Here is a 17340-nt window from a genome sequence, read left to right on the forward strand (position 1 = left end):
GAGCCTCCTGGCTGGCTGAAGTGGAAGGTGATGCCGTGGTGTTACCCGTGCGTAACACACATCAGTCGCGTTCATGTCAACAAACTGGAACTTTCACCAGTACGAACGACACAGACCGTCAGAAGTGACGCACCGGCACGCTGCATTCGAACGGACAGACGGCGAAGCCGGCCACCGCAGGAGGGCGAAGGCGAGGCGAAAAGGAGCGGAAGAGAAGAAGGAAGCGAAGCAAGAGGGGGAGGAAGGGCAGGAAGGCAGCAGGCAGAGGGGGAGAGAAGGGGGAGGGGGGAGCCGGAGGGCCGCACTCCGGCTCCCGCGCCCTCCCCCGGGACCGGCCCGTCCGGCGCCGCAGCGCGATCGGCTGCCGGACGGGCCCCGTGGTCGGTTCCGCGGGTCAGCGCTTGACGCCCACCCCGGCGTAGGAGGCGACCCCCTTGAGCTCCTGGCCCACCGGCCCCTCCGGCCGCCACAGCGGGGTCTGCACCAGGCCGGGCTCCTCCAGCTCGAAGCCGTCGAAGTAGGCCAGCACCGCGGCATGCGGACGGAGGCTGAGCTGCGCGGTGGCCTTCTTGTAGATCTCCTCCCCCGCCTTGCTCACCTCCGGCGGGTGGAAGTCGCCGGTGGCGTGGCTGAGCACCAGCCGGCTGCCGGACGGCAGCACTCCGCCGAAGGCGCGCAGGATGCCGGCCGGGTCCTCCTCGTCGGTGAGGAAGTGCAGCACCGACACCAGCATCAGCGCCACCGGCTCGGAGAAGTCGATGAACCGCCCCAGCGTCGGGTGCTCCAGGATGGCCTTGGGGTCCCGCAGATCGGCCAGGAAGAAGCCGGTGTTGGCGGTGTTGAGCAGCTTGGCGTCGGCGTAGACGCCCACGATGGGGTCGTTGTCGACATAGGCCACCCGCACGTCCGGGTTCACCGCGTGGGCCACCTCGTGGGTGTTGGGCGAGGTGGGGATGCCGGTGCCGATGTCGATGATCTGCCGGATGCCCTCCCCGGTCACATGGCGCACGGCCCGGCCCAGGAAGTCGCGGTTGGCCCGGGCGCTGATCCGCACATCGGGGGTGAGCGCCAGCAGCCGGTCCCCGGCGATGCGGTCGGCCTCGTAGTTGTCCTGGCCGCCCAGGTAGTAGTCGTACATCCGGGCCGGGTGGGGCCGGGTGGTGTCGATCTGGTCGGGGCTGAAACCCTGGTCGGTCACGAGGCTGCTCCGTCTGTAGGAATTCGGTGGGTGCCGGGGAGGTACCGGGTGGCGGGCGGCCGGCCGCGGGGTGCCGGCGGCCGGCTCGCCGCTCCGTTCACACCAGGAGGAAGTCGGCGTCGCCGGACTTCACGCCCGCGATGAAGCGGGCGATCTCGTGGTGGGTGTAGATCAGCGCCGGCCCGTCGGGGTCGTCGGACTGCCGGAAGGCGATCCGTCCGTCGGCCAGTCGCATCGCTTCCACACAGCTCCCGCCGTTGCCCCCGCTCCATGGCTTGTGCCACCCCTCGGTACCGAGGTGGCGGGCGGGCATGCCGTTGTATATGCGATCCATCGTTCAGATCTCCTTGCGAAGAGCACTGAGGATGGCCTCAGTGCGGTGCACCGGCGCGGCTTGCGCGCACATCCGGTCCAGTGCCTCCCGGAACCCCGACACGTCGTCGCGCTGGTCGAAGTACGCGGCGCCCACCAGGTTCTCCGCGCATGCCACGTCGGAGAGCTCGGGAACGGGAAACCGGAAGAGGTGGAACGGCCCGTACATCGCGGGATGCAGCCCCGCGGCGAAGGGCATGATCTGGAGCCGGACCTGGGGGGACTGGCTGACCTCGATGAGCCGGGTCACCTGGGCGCGCATGACGTTGGGCCGGCCGATGCCGCGGCGCAGCACCGTCTCGTCCATCACCACCCACAGCAGCGGGGGTTCCTTGCGCTCCAGCAGCTCCTGCCGGGCCAGCCGCAGGGCGACCAACCGGTCGATCTCCTCGCGCGGAGCATGCGGCTGACCGGCGCGCAGCACGGCCGCGGCATACGCCTCGGTCTGGAGCAGTCCGGGTATGTAGTGGGGTTCATAGGCCCGGATCTGGCTGGCCTCGGCCTCCAGGCTGACGAAGGCGCTGAACCACTCCGGGAGCACGTCCCGGTAACGGTGCCACCAGCCCGGCCGGTTGGCCTCACGGGCGAGTCCGAGGAAGGCGTCCAGCTCCTGCTGCTCGGTGATGCCGTAGATCCGCAGCAGCTTCTCGACATAGGGGCCCTTCAGTCCGACCTGGGCCTTCTCCATGCGGCGGATGGTGGCGTGGGTGACATCCAGCGCCCGGGCCGCCTCCTCGTAGGAGAGGCCCGCCTGCTCCCGCAGGTCCCGCAGACGCCTGCCGAGCACCACCCGCAGCACCGTCGGGGCGCCGACCCCCTGACCACCAGCCATGCCGCCACTTCCTCAACTCTCCGTACCGCTGAGCAGTTTGCCATGCGACGGAGGCTGAGCCAACAGATTGTCAGCGACGATTCTGCAAAATACAGATTGCCTCTTGCCGGATGTCAGTAACGCACTCCACAGTATGACCGTGCCTACCTCCTCCGACGCGCGCCCCGTGGAACGTCCCGCCGAACCCATGGCCCCCGGTGGGCTGTTGAGCTTCCGGCTGGCCGCCGTGCAGACCTCGGCGGCCGAGGCACGCCGCCGTACGGTCGAGCAGCTCACGGCCTGGTGTGCACCCGGAGTCGTCTGCGACAACGCCCAGTTGGTGATGTCGGAGCTGGTCACCAACGCGCTGCGGCACACCTGCAGCGAGTGGGTGCGCTGCGAACTGCGGCGCGACGACGACGTGCTGCGGGTCGCGGTGTCCAGTGAGGGGCCGGGCCCGCAGGGCCCGCCCGCACCGGCCGGCGAGGAGGAGGAGAGCGGGCGGGGCCTGCTGCTGGTGGTGGCGCTCTCCATCGGCTGGGGGGTACGGCGGTCGGAGTCCGGTCGGGGACACACCGTGTGGGCGGACCTCGACCTGCGGCCCGCCGTACCCTGAGCGCGCCCGTCGGACGGGCACCCGCCGTGGCCGGCCGGGGGCGGTCGCACCGCCCCCGGCCGGTGTGCTTGCCTGCGGCCCTCTGGAGCGGAAGCCGGGTGCCATGGCAGGATTCCCCACGCAAACACACGCAAGTCAACGCTTACGAACAGACTGCCTGCTGTTCCCGTTCCCGTTCCTGTTCCCGTTCGCCGTTCCCCGCTTCCGCACACCGCCGCCGGGAGGCCGCCCGCCATGGCTCCGTCCGCATCGGCTCCGTCCGCGTCCGCGGCCGGGCCCGCCCCGTCCGCAGCGCGCCCGGTGCTCTGGTATCCCGAGCCCGCCGCCGAATGGCTGGCGGCCCTGCCGGTGGGCAACGGCCGGCTGGGCGCGATGGTGCACGGCGGCACCGCCACCGAGGAGCTCCAGCTCAACGAGGACACCCTGTGGGCGGGCGGCCCCCACGACTTCGTCAATCCGCGGGCGGCCGGCTCCCTGGCCGAGGCGCGCCGGCTGGTGCTGGCCGGGGAGTGGGACGCGGCACAGCGGCTCATCGACCGGGACCTGATGGGTGTCCCAGTGCGGCAGCCCCCGTACCAGACGGTGGGCAGCCTGCTGCTGGACTTCCCGGACGCCGGCCCGGACCGGGTCACCGAGTACCGCCGGGAGCTGGACCTGGACTCCGGTGTGCACACCGTGAGCCATCTGCGGGGCGGGGTGCGCCACCGCCGGGAGACCTTCGCCAGCGTGCCCGACCAGGTGCTGGTGGTACGGCTGACCGCCGACCGGCCGGGCGCGGTGGACTGCACCGCGCGGCTGGCCGGCCCGCTCGCCGAGGGCTCCTCCGCCCCCGGTCCGGCCGCCGTCTCGCTGCACGGCCGGGGCGGCGACTGGGACGGGGTGCCGGGCGCCGTCCGGTTCCGCGCGGTGGTACAGGCGGTCACCGAGGGCGGCACCGCCACCGCCTCCCCCGACGGTCTGCTGCGGGTGACCGGCGCGGACGCCGTCACCCTGCTGGTCGCGATCCGCACCGACCACCGCTCCTGGAACCGGCAGCCCGGCGGCGACCCGCTGGACGCCTGCCTCGGCGATCTGCTGGCCGCCGCCGGACGGCCCTATGCGGAGCTGAGGCGGCGCCATACCGAGGACCACCGGGCGCTGTTCCGCCGCGCCGCGCTGGAGCTTCCGGCCACCGAGGCGGCCGGGCTGCCCACCGGCCGGCGGGTGGCCGCCTTCGCGGACGGCTCCGCCGACCCGGCGCTGGTCGCCCTGTACTTCGCCTACGGCCGCTATCTGCTGATGGCGTGTTCCCGGCCGGGCACCCAGCCGGCCAACCTGCAAGGGCTGTGGAACAACCTCACCGACCCGCCCTGGGGATGCAAGTACACCATCAACATCAACACCGAGATGAACTACTGGCCGGCCGCCCCGGCCAATCTGCTGGAGTGCTGGGAACCGCTGTTCACCCTCCTGGAGGAGATCGCCGAGGCGGGGGCGCGCACCGCCCGGGAGATGTACGGGGCCGGCGGCTGGGTGGCACACCACAACGTCGACGCCTGGCGCGGCACCGCACCGGCGGACGGCGCCTTCTGGGGCATGTGGCCGACCGGAGGGGCCTGGCTCTCCCTGGCCATCTGGGAGCACTACCGCTTCACCGGCGATCCGGCCGCGCTGCGCCGCCGCTTCCCGGTGCTGGCCGGGGCCGCCAGGTTCTTCCTGGACAGCCTGGTCACCGACCCGGCCACCGGCGAGCTGGTGACCTGCCCCTCGGTCTCCCCGGAGAACGCCCACCACGAGGGCCCCGGCGGATCGCTGTGCGCCGGCCCGGCCATGGACAACCAGATTCTGCGCGATCTCTTCGACGCGGTCGCCGAGGGCTGCGAAATCCTCGGCGAGCAGCCGGAGCTGGCCGAGCGGGTGCGCGCCGCCCGGGCGCGGCTGGCCCCGATGCGGATCGGCGCCGGGGGCCGGCTCCAGGAGTGGCGGGAGGACTGGGACGCCGGGGCCCCGGAACAGGACCACCGGCACATCTCCCATCTCTACGGTCTGCACCCGGGCGCCCAGATCACCCGGGCCACGCCGGAACTGCGCGACGCCGCCCGGGTCACCCTGGAGCGGCGCGGTGACGCGGGCACCGGCTGGTCACTGGCCTGGAAGATCAACTTCTGGGCGCGGCTGGGCGCCGGCGACCGGTCGTTCAAGCTGCTCACCGACCAGCTCACACCCCGCCGCACCGCCCCCAATCTCTTCGACCTGCATCCGCCGTTCCAGATCGACGGCAACTTCGGGGCGGTGGCCGGCATCACCGAGTGGCTGGTGCAGAGCCATGCCGGGGAGCTGGAACTGCTTCCCGCGCTGCCCGGCGCGCTGCCCACCGGGCGGGCGCGCGGGCTGCTCGCCCGGGACGGCTTCGAGGTCACGCTGGGCTGGGCCGGGGGCCGGCTGACCGAGGCCCGGATCGTCTCCCGGCTGGGCCGTCCCGCCCGGGTGCGGTACGCCGGGGCCCCCGGACTGTCCGTCACCCGGGACGGGGCGGCGGTGCCGGCGGAGCGGCCGGAGCCGGGGGTCACCGGTTTCCCGACCGAGGCCGGGGCGGTGTATCTGCTCTCCCCCGCCGGCTGAGCCCCGGGGCCGGGCCGCCCGGCCGCGGCCGGGCGGTGACCGCGGTGTGATCTCCCGGGCCTTAAGGTCACGGCGGCCGTTCGGTTACCGTGGCAGGGACACGGCAGCGTGCGGGTGTTGCGGGACATGCGCCGGGACCGCGTCCGGTCGGCCGGAACCGGCACCGCGCCCCTGCCGTTCGAACAGTTGAGGGCGGCATGGCGAGGCGTTCCCCGACCACTCGATTCGAGAGATCCGAGAAAGGCGTGGAGCGGCACCGAGGTCGACGGGAGGCAGCCATGGGGAACGAACCCCGGGGCCAGGACGGTCCCCACCGGGACGAGTGGGACGACCTGGTGCTGGACGAGAACTTCGTGCGGGGCGCCGAGGTGAGTGAACCGACCGCGCGCACCCGGATGCTCAGCGAGCGGTGGAAGCGGGAGGCGCCCGCCCCCCAGCCCTGGCGCGCGGATTCCCCGCCGGCCGGCTGGGTGCACGGCGGCCAGGCCGGACGCAAGGCGCAGCAGGGCAGGAAGCCGAAGAAGCGCCGCCGCGGGCTGCGCAACTGGTTCCGCCGCAGGGGCAACCGCGGCGAGGGCGGCGAGGACTGAGCGGCGGCGCGGGCCGGCCCGCGCCGGGCGGGCGGCGGGCCCCGGGGCCGGACACCCCGGGGCCCGCCGCCGCCGTCTGACCGGCCGCGGTCCTGGCGCCGTCCGGCCGCGGTCAGGGCGTTGACGCCCCGTGGTGGGCCATCGGGGTGAAACGGTCCGGTGCGGGGCAGGGTCCGTTCCCCTCGCGGCAATAAGTACGACTATCTGCTCATCAGTCTCTGCCCTGTGGTGGAGACCCTGTGGATGGTCCCGCGGAGGAACCCTTGCCCCTGCACCAGCGCCCGCCCCTCCTCCTGCACCGCACCCGGCGTGCCGCGGCCCTGACCGCCGCCCTGATCGCCACCGCGGCCCTGACCGCGGCCTGCGGGGGCGGGAGCCCCCGCACGCCGGAGCCCGGGCCGGCCGGCCCCCAGTCCACCGGGGCCGCCGCCGACACCCCCCGCGGCTTCACCCTGGTCGCCACCGGTGACCTGCTGATCCACGACTCGGTCATCCGCCAGGCCCGGGCCGACGCGGGCGGTTCCGGACACGACTTCGGCCCCATGCTGGCCGGGGCCCGGGACACCGTCGCCGGGGCCGATCTGGCGATCTGCCACATGGAGACCGTCTACGGCCCGGAGGGCGGCCCGTTCACCGGATACCCCGCGTTCCGGACCCCGCCGCAGCTCGCCGAAGCGGTCCGGGAGACCGGCTACGACAGTTGCTCCACCGCCTCCAATCACACCCTGGACGCGGGCGCCGAGGGCGTGATCCGCACCCTGGACGCCATGGACCGGGCCGGCCTGGCGCACGCCGGCTCGGCCCGCTCCGCCACGGAACGCGACACCCCCGTGCTGCTCACCGCCGGGGACGCCCGGGTGGCCCAGCTCGCCTACGCCTACGGCACCAATGGCATCCCGGTGCCCGAGGACCAGCCCTGGCTGGTCAATCTCATCGATCCGGAGCGGATCGTCGCCGACGCCCGGGCCGCCCGCGCGGCCGGTGCCGATGTCGTCGTGGTCAGCATGCACTGGGGCACCGAATGGCAGGAGGAGCCGGACAGCCTCCAGCTCTCCCTGGCCCGGGAGCTCACCGCCTCCGCCTCCGGCGGCCGGCCGGACATCGACCTGATCATCGGCACCCACGCCCATGTGCCCCAGGCATACGAGAAGGTCAACGGAACCTGGGTGGTGTACGGCATGGGCGACCAGCTCGCCGGGGTGATGAGCGACCCGCGCGGCCAGCTGGGCTCGGCCGCCCGCTTCACCTTCGCCCCGCCCGCCGGGGAGGACGGGCGCTGGACGGTGGAACGCGCCGAATACATCCCGTTCGTGGTGGACAACGACCCGATCCGGGTGGTGTCGCTGCCCGAGGCGCTTGCCGCCGACCCGGACGACGCCGGCCGCTCCGCCACCCTGGACCGGATCGGCCGGGCCGTGCTCGGCCGCGGCGCCGCCGAGGACGGCCTGACCCTGGGCCGCTGAGCCCTGCCGCCGCGGCGGCGGCAGGGGGCGGGCGCCCCGGCCGGGTGGACCGCGGCCGGGGCGCACCCCGTCTCAGCCGCGGGCGCCCAGCAGGTGGTCCATGGCGAGCTGGTCCAGCTTCTCGAAGGCCATGCCCCGGGCGGCAGCCGCGTCCACGTCGAAGTCCTCGAACGCGGAGCGGTCGGCCAGCAGGTCCGCGGCGCTCTCGCCCTCGTTCAGGGTGGGGGCGGCGAGCTCGTCCAGCCGGGCGGCGCGCAGCGCCTCCTGCACCTCCGGGTCGGCGCGGAAGGCGGCGGCCCGCTCCTTGAGGATCAGATAGTTGCGCATGCAGCCGGCCGCCGAGGCCCACACGCCGGAGAAGTCCTCGGTGCGCGGCGGCTTGAAGTCGAAGTGCCGCGGGCCGCCGTACCCGGCCGACTCCAGCAGGTCCACCAGCCAGAAGGCGGAACGCAGATCACCCGCGCCGAACCGGAGGTCCTGGTCGTACTTGATGCCGGACTGCCCGTTCAGGTCGATGTGGAACAGCTTGTCCGCCCACAGCGCCTGGGCGATGCCGTGCGGGAAGTTCAGCCCGGCCATCTGCTCGTGGCCGACCTCCGGGTTGACGCCGAACAGCTCCGGGTGCTCCAGCTTCTCGATGAAGGCCAGGGCGTGCCCGACGGTGGGCAGCAGGATGTCGCCGCGGGGCTCGTTGGGCTTGGGCTCCAGGGCGAACCGCAGGTTGTAGCCGCGCTCCAGGACGTAGGAGGCGAGCAGGTCGAAGGCCTCCTTGAAGCGGTCCAGGGCGGCCCGCACGTCCTTGGCCGCGCCGGACTCGGCGCCCTCCCGGCCGCCCCAGGCCACATAGACCTCGGCGCCGAGCTCGGCCGCCAGGTCGATGTTGCGCATGGTCTTGCGCAGCGCGTAGCGGCGCACGTCGCGGTCGTTGGCGGTGAAGGCGCCGTCCTTGAAGACGGGGTGGGTGAACAGGTTGGTGGTGGCCATGGGCACCTTGAGCCCGGTGGCCTCCAGGGCCTCGCGGAAGCGCTTGATGTGCGCCTCGCGCTCGGCGGGCGCCGAACCGAAGGGGATCAGGTCGTCGTCGTGGAAGGTGACACCGTACGCGCCGAGCTCGGCGAGGCGGTGCACCGACTCCACCGGGTCGAGGGCGCCGCGGGTGGCGTCGCCGAACGGGTCGCGGCCCTGCCAGCCGACGGTCCACAGGCCGAAGGTGAATTTGTCCGCGGGGGATGGCTGGTACGACATGGCGGCTCCTTTGGTTGTGCCCGACTATTTCGTCATCGCCGTTGACAAATTAGTATGCCAGGGCCCGGTACGGAAGACCCGGCGCGGAATGATGTGGGCCCGGCCCCCCCCCGGCCGGCCCGCCGGCTCCGCCGGGGCACCCCGCACAGCGGCACGAGCCGCCCGCACCAGCCGCAGCAGAGAGGACACCGCTATGACCGCCGCCCCGGAAGGCCCCCTGGTCATCGGCGTGGACAGCTCCACGCAGTCCACCAAGGCCCTGGTCGTCGACAGCGCCACCGGCACGGTGGTGGCCCGCGGCCAGGCCCCCCATGTGGTGACCGCCGAGGGGGACAGCGACCCCGAGCAGTGGTGGGACGCCCTGTGCCGGGCGGTCGCCGAATGCGGCCCGGCCGTCCGGCAGGCCGCCGCCGTCTCGGTCGCCGGCCAGCAGCACGGCCTGGTGGCGCTGGACGCCGGCGGCCGTCCCGTGCGCAACGCCCTGCTCTGGAACGACACCCGCTCCGCCCCGCAGCGCGACCGGCTGCTCCGGGAGCTGGGCGGCCCGGCGGGCTGGGCCGAGCGCACCGGCAGCGTGCCGGCCGCCTCCTTCACCGTGACCAAGTGGGCCTGGCTGCGGGAGAACGAGCCGGAGCGGGCCGCGGCGGTGCGGGCCGTGCGGCTGCCCCACGACTACCTCACCGGACGCCTGGCCGGCCACGGCACCGGCGAGGGCACCACCGACCGCGGCGACGTCTCCGGCACCGGCTGGTGGTCCTCGGCCACCGAGAGCTACGACCGGGAAATCCTGGAGCTGGCCGGGCTGGACCCCGAGCTGCTGCCCCGGGTGGTCGGCGCGGGCGAGCAGGCCGGCACGGTGCGGGCCGGCGGGCCGCTGCCGGAGGGCATCCCGGTGGCGGCCGGCACCGGCGACAACATGGCGGGCGCGCTGGGCCTGGGCCTGACCGCCGGACAGCCCGCCATGAGCCTGGGCACCTCCGGCACGGTGTACGCGGTCACCGGCCGCCGCCCGGCCGACCCCTCCGGCATCGTGGCCGGCTTCGCCGACGCCCGGCACGGCTGGCTGCCACTGGCCTGCACCCTGAACTGCACCCAGGCCGTGGACCGGCTCGCCGCGCTGCTGGGCCGGGAGCGGGAACAGGTGGAGCCCGGCGGAAGCGCCGTGGTGCTGCCCTTCCTGGACGGCGAGCGGACCCCGGACCTGCCCTACGCCACCGGGCTGGTGCACGGCCTGCGCGGCGACACCACCGGCGGCCAGGTCCTCCAGGCCGCCTACGACGGCGCGGTCTTCGCCCTGCTCCAGGCGCTGGACCTGGTGCTGGGCGAGGAGGCGGACAGCGATGAGCCGATCCTGCTGATCGGCGGCGGCGCCAAGGGCACCGCCTGGCGGGAGACCGTACGCCGGCTGTCCGGGCGGGCGGTGCGCATCCCGGCCGCCCAGGAACTGGTGGCGCTGGGCGCCGCCGCCCAGGCGGCCGGTCTGCTGCTCGGCCAGGACCCGGCCGAGGTCGCCCGGGGCTGGAACACCGCCGAGGGACCGTCCTACGAACCGGTGGAGCGCGACGAGGCCGCGCTGGAGCGCCTGGCCGCCACCCTGGAGCATGCCGCCCCGCTGCTGCGCCCCTGACCACCGGCCACCCACCGCCCCGAGCCGGCGGGCCGCCGCGGCCGGATCCGCCCCGGCGGACCCGGCCGCCCGGCCCGGTCCCCCCGGTGTCTTCGCAGGCCAGTAGCCTGCTGGCAACCCTGCTGGAGACCTCAGCAGCCGGTCGGCGCCCCGAGGAGTTCCCACCGCCCAGCCGCCGGTCCCCCGACCGGCCCGAGTAGCCCGAGGATCACCAGTGGCCCAGCCCGCCCCGCCCTCGCAGTCCGAGATGCGCCGGCAGAATCTCGCCCGCGTCCTGCATGCGCTGGCCGATCACGGACCGCAGTCCCGCGCCGAGGCCGCCGCCCGCATCGGCCTCACCCGGGCCGCGGTGTCCACCCTGGTGGAGGAGCTGATGCGGGCCGGGCTGCTGGTCGAGCAGGGCCCCGGCAGGTCCGGCACGGTGGGCCGCCCCGGCACCGTGCTCCAGCTCGCCGACCGCGGCCCGTGCGGCCTGGCCGCCGAGATCGGCGTGGACCACCTCGCGGCCTGCGCCATGGACCTGCGCGGCACCATACGGGCGCGCGGGCGCTGCGACATCAACGGCCGCAGCGGCGGGCCCGGCCCGGTGCTGGGCCGGCTCACCACGCTGCTGGAGGAGGTGGCGCGGGAGGCCGCGGACCAGGGGCTGCGTCCGGAACGGCTGACCGTCGCCGTCCCCGGCCTGGTCACCCGGGGCGGCACCACTGTGGTCCGGGCCCCCAACCTGGGCTGGCGGGACACCGACCTGGCGGCCCGGCTGCCCGCCGCGCTCGGTGTCCTGGCCGTGGACAACGAGGCCAATCTGGGCGCCCTGGCCGAGCTGTGGACCGACCGTCCCGAACTGCCGGGCAGCACCCTGGACCAGGCCCCGGACGTCCGGGGAGCCGCGACGTCCGGGGGGCCCGGGGGGCCCGGGGGGCCCGGGGGGTCCGGGCCCACCGCCGCGGCCGACCCGGCCGGCACCGGCCCGGCCGTGCCGCACGCCCCGGGCGGCGACAGCTTCGTCCATGTCTCGGCCGAGATCGGCATCGGCGCCGCGGTCGTGATCGACGGACAACTGCTGCGCGGCGCCCACGGCTTCGCCGGCGAACTGGGCCATGTCCCGGTGCGCCCGGACGGCCGCCCCTGCACCTGCGGCGGCCGGGGCTGTCTGGAGACCTACGCCGGTGAGGAGGCCGTGCTGCGCGCGGCGGGCCTGGAGCCGGGCCCGGGGGTGCGGATCGACGATCTCGCCTCCCGGTGCGCCGCCGGGGACCAGCGCACCCTGCGGGCGGTGCGCCGGGCCGGCACCGCACTGGGCATCGCGCTCTCCGGCGCGGTCAATCTGCTGGACCCGGGCCGGGTGGTGATCGGCGGGGCGCTGGCCCGGCTGGGCCCCTGGCTGCTGCCGCCGCTCGACCGCGAACTGGCCCGGCGCACCGCGGTCGCCTCCGGCGGACGGCCGACGCCGGTCGAGGTGCGGGCGTCCCGGCTCGGTCCGGACGGGCCGCTGCTCGGCGCGGCCCGCACCTCCGTGCGGGCCCTGCTGGACATGCCCGTCCGCCCGGCTGCCGCCTGAGCGGCCCGCCCTTCGCCCCATCGGCCTGCCTTCAACCGCCTTTCAACACATCTTCACCCGATCAGGCGAACCCTTGGCCGCACGGTGCTGCGGCATGGCCGCGCCGCGCACAATCCCCCCGTGACAGCCCGGCAGCGTGCCCGCAGGGCGGGCCTCTCACTGGCCTCCGCCGTCCTGATCGCGACCGTCCTCCCGGCCCTCCCGGCCCGTGCCGGGGAGGCCGCGCAGCCCTCGCCCGGGCCGGAGCCCCGGGCCGGGGCCACCGCCTGGCCCGGCGGCCCCGGGACCGGCCCCGGGGGCGCCGCCGCCTTCGTGGAGCTGCGCCACGGCGACCACTGCCTCAGCGCCGGCGCCGTGGCTTCCGGCGGCACCGCCCGGGCCGAGGTGCGGCTGGGCTGCCCCTCGCCCTCCCCCGAGGAGCCGGAGCCGGAGCCCGAGCCCGATCCGCCTCCGGCCTCACCCTCCCCCGCACCCTCGCCATCGCCCTCGCCATCGCCATCGCCGTCTCCCGAGCCCGAGCCCTCCGCTCCGGCCGCTCCGGCACCCGCGCCCTCCCCGGACGAGACCCGCTCACCGGCACCGGCCGGGCCGTCCCCCTCGCCGTCCCCCTCCCCCTCCTCGTCGCCGTCCCGCGACCCCGCCCCCGAGCCCTCGCCGTCACCCTCCGGATCCCCGGCGCCCGCCCCCTCCCCCACCGAGGCCGTGTCCCTGATCGTGCCGCCCCGGCCGGCCCCCGGCAGCGAACCCCCGGACACCGGGACCCCCTTGATCGGCCGCATGCTGCTGCTGCTCGCCCCCGCCGTGCTGGCCGCCGCCGCGATGCGGCCACGAGGTGGCGGAGCCGGCCGCGGAAACGGCGCAACCACCCGCTCTGCCTGAGGAGTTCCCGGTGCCGAACTGGCTCGTCCTGATCCTCATCACCACCGCCACCTGCGGCGTCGTGCTGCTGCTGGCCCTTCTGCGCGGTCGTCGCGCCGGAACCCACGACGACCCCTCGGAAACCCCGGACGTCATCGAGTACATGACCATGATGATCGGCGTGGTCTACGCCATCATGCTGGGCCTGGCCATCGCCGGTGTGTGGGAGGAACGCGGCGCCGCCGACGAATGGGTACGGCGGGAGGCCCAGGCCCTGCACGAGATCAGCGCCCGTGCCGGTGTGTTCCCCGAGGAGGTCCGGGACCGGATCCGGGAGCAGACCGAGAACTATGTCGTGCACACCGTCGAGCGGGAATGGCCGCACATGGCGGACCACGGCGAACTCACCGACCGCGGCAGCGAACTGCTGGTCCGGCTCCGCACCACGGTCACCGGTCACGAACCCGCGACCACCGCCGAAAGCTATGCCTACCAGGGGATGCTGGACAAGCTGGCCGCGGTGGAGGAGGCCCGTGCCGCCCGGGGCATGTCGGCCGAGCCGACCATGCCGACCCTGGTCTGGTTCGGCCTGGTGCTGTGCGGCGCGGTGGCGGTGGGCATGGTCTTCGCGCTGCAGATCCAGCGCTCCGCCCGGGAACTGCTGCTGGCGGGGCTGTTCAGCGCGCTGATCACGTTCCTGCTCTATCTCATCTGGTACTTCGACGAACCCCTCGTCCGGGGCATCGGGGAACCCACCGAGGCGTTCACGTCGCTCTTCCCGGACGCGTTCCCCGGCCGGTGACCGGGGCCGCCGCGGCAAGCCGCCGCCCGGGGCCCCTCGCCGCCGGCCGGCCGCCGCCCCACGGAACTGACCGAGCGTGTACGAATCGGGCGACTCGCCTACCCGGAGTAGCCCGAAGGGGGGACCTTTCCGCGCCGGAGCGACTAGCATCCGGCACTCTTGCTGCGGGAGGTTCTGACATGAGCACCATCGCGATGAAACAGGCCCGGCTCGTCAACGGGCTCACGCTGCCCTACGCCGAGGCCGGCTATCCCGGCGGCGTCCCCGTGGTGTTCGTGCACGGGCTCGGCGAATCATGGGCGTCGTTCGAGCAGGTGCTGCGGCGGCTGCCCACCACGCTGCACGGCTGGGCGCCCACCCAGCGCGGTCATCGCGACGCGAGCCGCCCGGACGACGGCTACCGGCCGGAGGACTTCGCCGCCGACCTGGTGTCCTTCCTGGACGCCGCGGGCATCGGCCGGGCGGTGCTGGTGGGCGCCTCCAGCGGCGGGGTGGCCGCCCGGATGGTGGCGGGCAGCCATCCGGACCGGGTGGCCGGGCTGGTGCTCTGCGGGGTGCCGGCCACCCTGGAGGGCAAGCCGGGGGTCGCGGAACTCGGCGAGCGGATCGCCCTGCTGCGCGATCCGCTGGACCAGGAGGCGGTGGAGCCCTTCGTCTCCGGACTGACCGTCCGGCCGGTGGCCGTGGAGTTCCTGGACCGGCTGCGCGAGGACGCCGTGCACACCCCGGCCGGGGTGTGGCAGCAGGGTTTCCGGGGACTGCTGGAGACCGATCTGCCGGCCACCCTGGGCGGCATCCTGGTGCCGACCATGGTCCTGTGGGGCGACCGGGACACGTTCGTTCCGCGTGCCGACCAGGAGCAGCAGGTCAAGGCCGTGCACGGCTCCCGGCTGGTGGTCTACGAGGGCACCGGGCACTGCGTGCACTGGGAGGAGCCGGGCCGGGTGACCGCCGATCTGGCCGGGTTCGCCGCCGACCTGGGTCTCACCCCGTCCTGACCCCGTCGGCCCGCCCGTCCGGGTCCGGGTCCGTACCCGTTTCCGTGCCCGCGTCCGTTTCCGAGCCCGTTTCCGTGCCTGCGTCCGCCGGCTCGCCGTGCCCGGCGGCGCGGGCCAGCCGCCGCGACCACTCGCGCACCCGGGCCAGCAGCTCCGGCGGTCCCAGCACCTCGAACTCCGCGCCCAGCGAACCGGCCGCCAGCACCGGCCAGTCCAGCGAGTGCGTGGTCATCCGCAGCACGCTCACCCCGGGCCCTTCCTCGGTCACCTCCGCCCACTGGCCGACCTGCGCGCGCACCGGGCCGGCCGCCGCCCGCACCCGGATCTCCACCGTGTACTCGGCCTGGATCGCGCCGATGCTGCGGCGCACGAACTCCCCCGCGTCGGCAGCGGGCAGTTCACGCGGCCGGAACCGCTCCCTGGTGGCCTCCGGTCCGGTCACCCGGTCCAGCCGGAAACTCCGCCAGTCCTGCCGCGGCAGGTCGTAGGCGACCAGATACCAGCGCTGCCCCATGGACACCAGCCGGTGCGGCTCCACATACCGCAGACTCTCCTCCCCGGTGCGGGCCCGATAGCCGAAGCGCAGCCGCTCCTCGTCCCGGCAGGCCTGGGCGACCGTGGTGAGCACACCGCCGTCCACCACGGGCCCGGCACCGTTCCAGCTCGCGGGCACGGTCACCCGGCGCAGCGCGTCCACCCGGCGCCGCAGCCGCTGCGGCATCACCTGGACGACCTTGGCCAGGGCCCGGACCGCCGCCTCCTCGATGCCGGCCACCCCGCCCTGGGCGGCGGTCCGCAGGCCGATGGCCAGGGCGACCGCCTCCTCGTCGTCCACCAGCAGCGGGGGCAGCGCGGCGCCGGCCGCGAGCTGGTAGCCGCCGTCCACCCCGCGGTGGGCGTTCACCGGATAACCGAGCGCACGCAGCCGGTCCACATCGCGGCGCAGGGTGCGCGGGGAGACGCCGAGCCGGTCGGCGAGTTCCCGTCCGGGCCAGTAGCGATGGGTCTGGAGCAGGGACAGCAGCCGCAGGGTCCGGGAGCTGGTGTTCGCCATGTCCCCAGCATGCCCCTCATTGCGGACAGTTTCCGGCCGCTTTCCGGCCCCCGGGCAGGACGTCCGGCCCCGCCCGTCCGCGCACGACCGGATGGCCCCTGCACATCTCCATCGTGTTACACCCCGGATTTGGCCTTGACCCTCGCACAGGTCTACGCCAATTTATGGGGACGCCACCGCGTCCTCGCTCAACCGTTTCCCAAGGACCCTCACTTGACGTACCCGTCCCGCATCACCAGGGCCACCGCCCTGGTCTCCGCCACCGCCCTGCTCACCGGCTGCTCCCTGCTGGGCTCCGATGAGGACGAGACCACCGTGCTGGAGGTCTGGATGATGAACCACAGCGCCGGGGAGGATTTCGTCCGGCAGGTCGTCGACGACTTCGAGGCCCGGCACCCGGAGGTCGAGGTCCGCGTCGAGTTCCAGGACTGGGTCGGCATCGGCGACAAGGTCAACGAGGCGCTGACCACCGGCGAAGGGCCCGATGTCATCGAGGTCGGCAACACCCAGGTCGCCCAGTACGTGCACACCGGAGGCGTCAAGGACCTCACCAACCAGGTCGTCGACCTGGACGGCGACTACTGGGTACCGGGCCTGGCCGAACCCGGCAAGGTCTACGGCCACCAGTTCGGCATCCCCTTCTACGCCGCCAACCGGGTCGTCATCTACCGCAAGGACCTGTTCCAGGCGGCCGGCATCGAAGAGCCGCCCGCGGACCGCGAGGAGTGGCTGGAGATCACCCGGACCCTGGACGAGGTCCCCGGCCAGCAGGGCATCTACCTCCCCGGGCAGAACTGGTACGTCCTGGCCGGCTTCATCTGGGACGAGGGCGGCGAACTGGCCGTGGAGAGCGGCGGCCGGTGGACCGGCGCCCTGCACACCCCCGAGGCCGCCGCCGGCATGGACTTCTACGCCGGCCTCCAGGCACTGGGCGACGGCCCGGTCGACACCGACGAGGCCAATCCGCCCCACGAGGAGGTCTTCGCCTCCGGGGAGGTGGCCCAGATCATCTCCACCCCCGGCTCGGCGCAGACCGTCATCGACCTCAATCCGGAGCTGGAGGACGTGATCGGCTTCTTCTCGGTCCCGGGCAAGGAGGCCGGGAAGCCGGGCGCGGTCTTCACCGGAGGCTCCAACCTGATCATCACCGAGGAGTCCGCACAGCCGCTGCTGGCCTACGACTTCGTCAAACTCATCACCGGCGACACGTGGCAGACCGAACTCGCCCGCAGCCGCAGCCTGGTGCCCAACCGCACCACGCTCGCAGACGCGGTGCAGGACGACCCGGGCACCGCCGCCATGGTGGCCGGCGCGGTCAACGGCCGGGCCACCCCGCAGTCACCGCGCTGGGGACGGGTGGAGGCCGACAACCCCATCAAGGCCTACCAGACCGCCGTGCTCACCGGCACCGATCCCCTGGCGGCCGGCAAGAAGGCGTCCGATGCCATCACCCGCCTCCTCGCCTACACCACCCCCACCGGCTGACGGTCACCGCCGCCGGGCCGGGCGCCGCCCGGCGGGCGCGCCACGGCCGGCCCGGCTTCGGC

Annotated in this window: 15 protein-coding genes; 10 read left to right on the forward strand and 5 right to left on the reverse strand. The window is 74.2% G+C overall.

What is annotated here, in order from left to right; all coding sequences use genetic code 11:
• Positions 1-394 precede the first annotated feature (394 nt).
• The 3 genes from BM242_RS14735 to BM242_RS14745 form a co-directional block, all read right to left on the reverse strand.
• Positions 395-1198 (reverse strand): SAM-dependent methyltransferase, encoded by an 804-nt coding sequence (locus tag BM242_RS14735; RefSeq protein WP_093839276.1) that lies wholly within the window; start codon positions 1196-1198, stop codon positions 395-397.
• 97 nt (positions 1199-1295) lie between these two features.
• The gene (locus BM242_RS14740) at positions 1296-1532 is read right to left on the reverse strand and encodes a DUF397 domain-containing protein (RefSeq protein ID WP_093839277.1); all 237 of its coding nucleotides are present in this window, start codon (positions 1530-1532) and stop codon (positions 1296-1298) included.
• Between the two features lie 3 nt (positions 1533-1535).
• Positions 1536-2402 (reverse strand): helix-turn-helix domain-containing protein, encoded by an 867-nt coding sequence (locus BM242_RS14745; protein WP_093839278.1) that lies wholly within the window; start codon positions 2400-2402, stop codon positions 1536-1538.
• A gap of 139 nt (positions 2403-2541) precedes the next feature.
• Between BM242_RS14745 and BM242_RS14750 the strand changes: the two genes are divergently transcribed.
• The 4 genes from BM242_RS14750 (at position 2542) to BM242_RS14765 (ending at position 7651) form a co-directional block, all read left to right on the forward strand.
• Complete coding sequence (locus BM242_RS14750; RefSeq protein ID WP_245834086.1) at positions 2542-2997, forward strand: ATP-binding protein; 456 nt, start codon at positions 2542-2544, stop codon at positions 2995-2997.
• 234 nt (positions 2998-3231) lie between these two features.
• A complete protein-coding gene (locus BM242_RS14755; protein ID WP_093839279.1) occupies positions 3232-5598 on the forward strand; it encodes a glycoside hydrolase family 95 protein in 2367 nt (788 codons plus the stop codon).
• A 278-nt stretch (positions 5599-5876) separates the two neighbouring features.
• Complete coding sequence (locus tag BM242_RS14760; RefSeq protein ID WP_093839280.1) at positions 5877-6188, forward strand: SGM_3592 family protein; 312 nt, start codon at positions 5877-5879, stop codon at positions 6186-6188.
• A 263-nt stretch (positions 6189-6451) separates the two neighbouring features.
• Positions 6452-7651, forward strand: coding sequence for a CapA family protein (locus BM242_RS14765; RefSeq protein WP_425443855.1), 1200 nt, complete (start codon positions 6452-6454; stop codon positions 7649-7651).
• A gap of 72 nt (positions 7652-7723) precedes the next feature.
• On the opposite strand, the gene xylA is transcribed toward BM242_RS14765, so the two are convergent.
• Positions 7724-8896, reverse strand: a complete 1173-nt coding sequence (xylA, locus tag BM242_RS14770) for a xylose isomerase (RefSeq protein ID WP_093839281.1) — start codon at positions 8894-8896, stop codon at positions 7724-7726.
• Between the two features lie 193 nt (positions 8897-9089).
• Here xylA and xylB point away from each other — a divergent pair, with 193 nt between their 5' ends.
• The 5 genes from xylB (at position 9090) to BM242_RS14795 (ending at position 14739) form a co-directional block, all read left to right on the forward strand.
• Positions 9090-10523 (forward strand): xylulokinase, encoded by a 1434-nt coding sequence (gene xylB / locus BM242_RS14775; protein WP_093839282.1) that lies wholly within the window; start codon positions 9090-9092, stop codon positions 10521-10523.
• A 214-nt stretch (positions 10524-10737) separates the two neighbouring features.
• Positions 10738-12081, forward strand: coding sequence for an ROK family transcriptional regulator (locus tag BM242_RS14780; protein WP_425443856.1), 1344 nt, complete (start codon positions 10738-10740; stop codon positions 12079-12081).
• A gap of 120 nt (positions 12082-12201) precedes the next feature.
• On the forward strand, positions 12202-12960 hold the full coding sequence (locus tag BM242_RS29420) for a hypothetical protein (RefSeq protein ID WP_175541419.1): 759 nt from the start codon (positions 12202-12204) through the stop codon (positions 12958-12960).
• Between the two features lie 10 nt (positions 12961-12970).
• Positions 12971-13741, forward strand: coding sequence for a bestrophin-like domain (locus BM242_RS14790; RefSeq protein ID WP_093839284.1), 771 nt, complete (start codon positions 12971-12973; stop codon positions 13739-13741).
• 179 nt (positions 13742-13920) lie between these two features.
• Positions 13921-14739, forward strand: a complete 819-nt coding sequence (locus BM242_RS14795) for an alpha/beta fold hydrolase (RefSeq protein ID WP_093839285.1) — start codon at positions 13921-13923, stop codon at positions 14737-14739.
• Here the strand turns inward: BM242_RS14795 and BM242_RS14800 are convergent.
• Positions 14726-15793 carry a helix-turn-helix transcriptional regulator gene (locus BM242_RS14800; protein ID WP_093839286.1) on the reverse strand — a complete coding sequence of 356 codons (1068 nt, stop codon included), beginning with the start codon at positions 15791-15793 and terminating at the stop codon, positions 14726-14728. The genes BM242_RS14795 and BM242_RS14800 overlap by 14 nt on opposite strands.
• A gap of 213 nt (positions 15794-16006) precedes the next feature.
• On the opposite strand from BM242_RS14800, the gene BM242_RS14805 reads away from it, so the two are divergent.
• A complete protein-coding gene (locus BM242_RS14805) occupies positions 16007-17278 on the forward strand; it encodes an extracellular solute-binding protein (RefSeq protein ID WP_245834087.1) in 1272 nt (423 codons plus the stop codon).
• Positions 17279-17340: the final 62 nt, after the last annotated feature.

Source organism: Streptomyces aidingensis (assembly GCF_900112355.1).
Taxonomy (GTDB): Bacteria; Actinomycetota; Actinomycetes; order Streptomycetales; family Streptomycetaceae; genus Streptomyces; species Streptomyces aidingensis.

Excerpts from the sequence above, each read along its gene's own strand:
- xylB (WP_093839282.1), top strand. The coding sequence starts at position 9,090 with ATGACCGCCGCCCCGGAAGGCCCCCTGGTCATCGGCGTGGACAGCTCC.
- BM242_RS14800 (WP_093839286.1), bottom strand. The coding sequence starts at position 15,793 with ATGGCGAACACCAGCTCCCGGACCCTGCGGCTGCTGTCCCTGCTCCAG.
- BM242_RS14740 (WP_093839277.1), bottom strand. The coding sequence starts at position 1,532 with ATGGATCGCATATACAACGGCATGCCCGCCCGCCACCTCGGTACCGAG.
- BM242_RS14760 (WP_093839280.1), top strand. The coding sequence starts at position 5,877 with ATGGGGAACGAACCCCGGGGCCAGGACGGTCCCCACCGGGACGAGTGG.
- BM242_RS14745 (WP_093839278.1), bottom strand. The coding sequence starts at position 2,402 with ATGGCTGGTGGTCAGGGGGTCGGCGCCCCGACGGTGCTGCGGGTGGTG.
- BM242_RS14795 (WP_093839285.1), top strand. The coding sequence starts at position 13,921 with ATGAGCACCATCGCGATGAAACAGGCCCGGCTCGTCAACGGGCTCACG.
- BM242_RS14755 (WP_093839279.1), top strand. The coding sequence starts at position 3,232 with ATGGCTCCGTCCGCATCGGCTCCGTCCGCGTCCGCGGCCGGGCCCGCC.
- xylA (WP_093839281.1), bottom strand. The coding sequence starts at position 8,896 with ATGTCGTACCAGCCATCCCCCGCGGACAAATTCACCTTCGGCCTGTGG.